Annotated in this window: 3 protein-coding genes; 2 read left to right on the plus strand and 1 reads right to left on the minus strand. The window is 68.7% G+C overall.

Annotated features, from left to right (window positions below; all coding sequences use genetic code 11):
* A partial coding sequence (locus tag VR44_RS21770) for a histone-like nucleoid-structuring protein Lsr2 (protein WP_045949248.1) occupies nucleotides 1-337 on the plus strand: 337 nt, incomplete at its 5' end.
* Here VR44_RS21770 and VR44_RS21775 read toward each other — a convergent pair.
* The gene (locus VR44_RS21775) at nucleotides 316-891 is read right to left on the minus strand and encodes an SCO3374 family protein (protein WP_094191820.1); all 576 of its coding nucleotides are present in this window, start codon (nucleotides 889-891) and stop codon (nucleotides 316-318) included. The two genes, VR44_RS21770 and VR44_RS21775, sit on opposite strands and share 22 nt — an antisense overlap.
* A gap of 466 nt (nucleotides 892-1,357) precedes the next feature.
* Here VR44_RS21775 and VR44_RS21780 point away from each other — a divergent pair, with 466 nt between their 5' ends.
* Nucleotides 1,358-3,883, plus strand: a complete 2,526-nt coding sequence (locus tag VR44_RS21780; protein ID WP_045949250.1) for an ATP-dependent Clp protease ATP-binding subunit — start codon at nucleotides 1,358-1,360, stop codon at nucleotides 3,881-3,883.
* Nucleotides 3,884-3,985: the final 102 nt, after the last annotated feature.

Genomic DNA, 3,985 nt, shown 5'->3' on the forward strand with positions numbered 1-3,985 from the left:
GGCACAGAAGGTTCAGGTCCTTCTTGTCGACGACCTCGACGGTGGCGAGGCGGACGAGACCGTGACGTTCGCTCTGGATGGCAAGACCTACGAGATCGACCTCACCACCGCCAACGCTGAAAAGCTCCGCGGGCTGCTCGACCCGTACACCAAGGGCGGCCGCCGCACCGGCGGCCGTGCCTCGGCCGGCCGCGCCAAGGGCCGTGCCGCGGCTTCGGCCGGCAGCCCGGACACCGCCGAGATCCGCGCGTGGGCCAAGGCCCAGGGTCTCAGCGTCAACGACCGCGGCCGCGTCCCGGCCGAGATCCGCGAGGCCTACGAGAACGCCAAGGGCTGACCCGTACGCCGCCACAGGCGGGCGCGGTGGCATTCCGTCGCCGCCGCGGCCACCAGGCGTACGAGATCGGGCCCGCCGGACCCCCCGGGCCCGGCCCCGGCGCCCCGCCCCGGCCCCGGCAGGGCCGGCAGCGAGGCCTCGCACCCCGTCTCGGGGGGCCGCAGCCACACGGCGGCCCTCCGGGGATCCCCACCCGGCCCGCGCCCGGGCGGCACGGGGGCGGTGATCCCGCCCCCCGCACCCAGGGCGGTGAGCTCCAGCTCCACCCCGCCCCACTCCAGCCAGTCGAGCAGCCCGTCCAGCTCCTCGGCGGCCCCCGGGGCGACCAGGAAGCGCATCGTGCGCCCCTCGAGCGCCACCGGACCGGTGGCCAGGCCGGGACGGCGCAGCAGTCCGGCCCCGGCGTCCGCCGGAACCTCCAGCACGTCGAACCGGACCCCGGTGACCAGCCGCACGGGCGGCCCGGCCGCCACCGCCCACCCGAGCACGCGCTCGTACCAGGTACGGGTGTCCGCCCGGGAAGGGGCGCGGGGCGGGGGAACGGCGTTCACGATGTTGACGACGGCCATGAACGGATGAACTCCGGACGCCGCCGACGGGTTACGGACTGCACCCGAATCAATGCGGAACGTAAACATCCGCAGGGCGGAGTCCCACATTCGGGACACAAGCGTGTTCGCCCGTAGCGGAGGGAACCGTGCTCACCGGCATGGAGTGTCAGTCCTTACGGGTAAGACATTCCTAGTGGATCGGGGCGACACGCTGATTTGAGCGGCTTCCGTTCGCCATCGGCGTACACGTGTGACGGGTATCTGCCTGGCCTGCGGGAACATCGTCTCGCACCATCAGGTTGGAGCAGTAGTCGGCTCTTACAGCCGGTTTTCCTCACCGACGTGGGGGTGAGCCGTGGACGGATGTCGGCAGTTGGAATGAGCTGTCCCGTCCCGCGGGACTAGCATGCGGAAGGACAGGGCGGGGACCGACCCCGAACTGCCCGACCGCTCTGAGGAGCGATAAACGATGTTCGAGAGGTTCACCGACCGCGCGCGGCGGGTTGTCGTCCTGGCTCAGGAAGAAGCCCGGATGCTCAACCACAACTACATCGGCACCGAGCACATCCTCCTGGGCTTGATCCACGAGGGTGAGGGTGTCGCCGCTAAGGCCCTGGAGAGCCTCGGGATTTCGCTCGAGGCTGTTCGCCAGCAGGTTGAGGAGATCATCGGCCAGGGCCAGCAGGCCCCGTCCGGGCACATCCCCTTCACGCCGCGGGCGAAGAAGGTCCTGGAGCTCTCGCTCCGAGAGGCCCTCCAGCTCGGCCACAACTACATCGGCACCGAGCACATCCTGCTCGGCCTGATCCGCGAGGGCGAGGGCGTCGCCGCCCAGGTCCTCGTGAAGCTGGGCGCCGATCTGAACAGGGTCCGGCAGCAGGTCATCCAGCTGCTCTCCGGCTACACCGGGGGCGGCAAGGAGTCGGCCACCGCAGGCGGCCCGGCCGAGGGCACCCCCTCGACCTCGCTGGTCCTCGACCAGTTCGGCCGCAACCTCACCCAGGCTGCCCGCGAATCCAAGCTCGACCCGGTCATCGGGCGCGAGAAGGAGATCGAGCGGGTCATGCAGGTGCTGTCCCGCCGGACCAAGAACAACCCCGTCCTCATCGGCGAGCCCGGCGTCGGCAAGACCGCCGTCGTCGAGGGGCTGGCCCAGGCCATCGTCAAGGGCGAAGTGCCCGAGACCCTCAAGGACAAGCACCTGTACACCCTCGACCTGGGTGCACTGGTCGCCGGTTCCCGCTACCGCGGTGACTTCGAGGAGCGCCTGAAGAAGGTCCTCAAGGAGATCCGCACCCGCGGCGACATCATCCTGTTCATCGACGAGCTCCACACGCTGGTCGGTGCGGGCGCCGCCGAGGGCGCGATCGACGCGGCTTCGATCCTGAAGCCCATGCTGGCCCGTGGTGAGCTCCAGACCATCGGTGCCACGACGCTCGACGAGTACCGCAAGCACCTGGAGAAGGACGCCGCGCTCGAGCGCCGCTTCCAGCCCATCCAGGTCGCGGAGCCGTCGCTGCCGCACACCATCGAGATCCTCAAGGGTCTCCGTGACCGGTACGAGGCGCACCACCGGGTCTCCATCACCGATGAGGCGCTGGTGCAGGCCGCGACCCTGGCCGACCGGTACATCTCGGACCGCTTCCTGCCGGACAAGGCGATCGACCTGATCGACGAGGCCGGCTCCCGGATGCGCATCCGCCGGATGACCGCGCCGCCGGACCTCCGCGAGTTCGACGAGAAGATCGCGGCCGTGCGCCGCGACAAGGAGTCGGCCATCGACTCCCAGGACTTCGAGAAGGCGGCTTCGCTCCGTGATTCGGAGAAGCAGCTGCTCGCCGCGAAGTCCAAGCGCGAGAAGGAGTGGAAGGCCGGCGACATGGACGTCGTCGCCGAGGTCGACGGCGAGCTCATCGCCGAGGTCCTCGCGACCGCGACCGGCATTCCCGTCTTCAAGCTGACCGAGGAGGAGTCCTCGCGTCTGCTGCGCATGGAGGACGAGCTCCACAAGCGCGTCATCGGGCAGAAGGACGCCATCAAGGCCCTTTCGCAGGCGATCCGCCGTACGCGGGCCGGCCTGAAGGACCCGAAGCGCCCCGGTGGCTCGTTCATCTTCGCCGGCCCGTCCGGTGTCGGTAAGACCGAGCTGTCGAAGACGCTCGCCGAATTCCTCTTCGGCGACGAGGACGCGCTGATCTCCCTCGACATGTCGGAGTTCAGCGAGAAGCACACGGTTTCGCGTCTCTTCGGTTCGCCCCCCGGCTACGTGGGCTACGAAGAGGGCGGCCAGCTGACCGAGAAGGTCCGCCGGAAGCCGTTCTCCGTCGTCCTCTTCGACGAGGTCGAGAAGGCGCACCCGGATATCTTCAATTCGCTGCTCCAGATCCTGGAGGACGGTCGCCTGACCGACTCCCAGGGCCGGGTGGTCGACTTCAAGAACACGGTCATCATCATGACGACCAACCTGGGTACGCGGGACATCTCCAAGGGCTTCAATCTGGGCTTCGCGGCCCAGGGTGACGTCAAGACCGGTTACGACCGGATGAAGGCGAAGGTCAACGAAGAGCTGAAGCAGCACTTCCGGCCCGAGTTCCTCAACCGTGTCGACGACACGGTCGTCTTCCACCAGCTCAGCCAGGAAGACATCATCCAGATCGTCGACCTGATGATCGCCAAGGTGGACGAGCGCCTCAAGGACCGCGACATGGGCATCGAGCTCAGCGGTGACGCGAAGCTGCTCCTGGCCAAGCGCGGCTACGACCCGATCATGGGTGCGCGCCCGCTGCGCCGGACGATCCAGCGCGAGATCGAGGACCTGCTGTCGGAGAAGATCCTCTTCGGCGAGCTGCGCCCCGGTCACATCGTGGTGGTCGGCGTCGAGGGTGAGGGTGACGAAGCCAAGTTCACCTTCCGCGGCGAGGAGAAGTCCGCCCTGCCGGACCTGCCCCCGATCGAGGCCACGGGCTCGGGCCCGGACCTGTCGAAGGGCGCGTAAGCGGAGCGGTAGCTGAAGTGAGGGGCGGCCCCCGAGACCTTGTCGGTCTCGGGGGCCGCCCCTTTTCTGCGCGAGCTGGGGGCTTCCCGTCAGTCCCACTGT

Origin of the sequence: Streptomyces katrae (assembly GCF_000966975.1) — a bacterium.
Taxonomy (GTDB): domain Bacteria; phylum Actinomycetota; class Actinomycetes; order Streptomycetales; family Streptomycetaceae; genus Streptomyces; species Streptomyces katrae.

Coding starts and splice junctions, on each gene's coding strand:
- VR44_RS21780 (WP_045949250.1), top strand. CDS start 1,358: ATGTTCGAGAGGTTCACCGACCGCGCGCGGCGGGTTGTCGTCCTGGCT.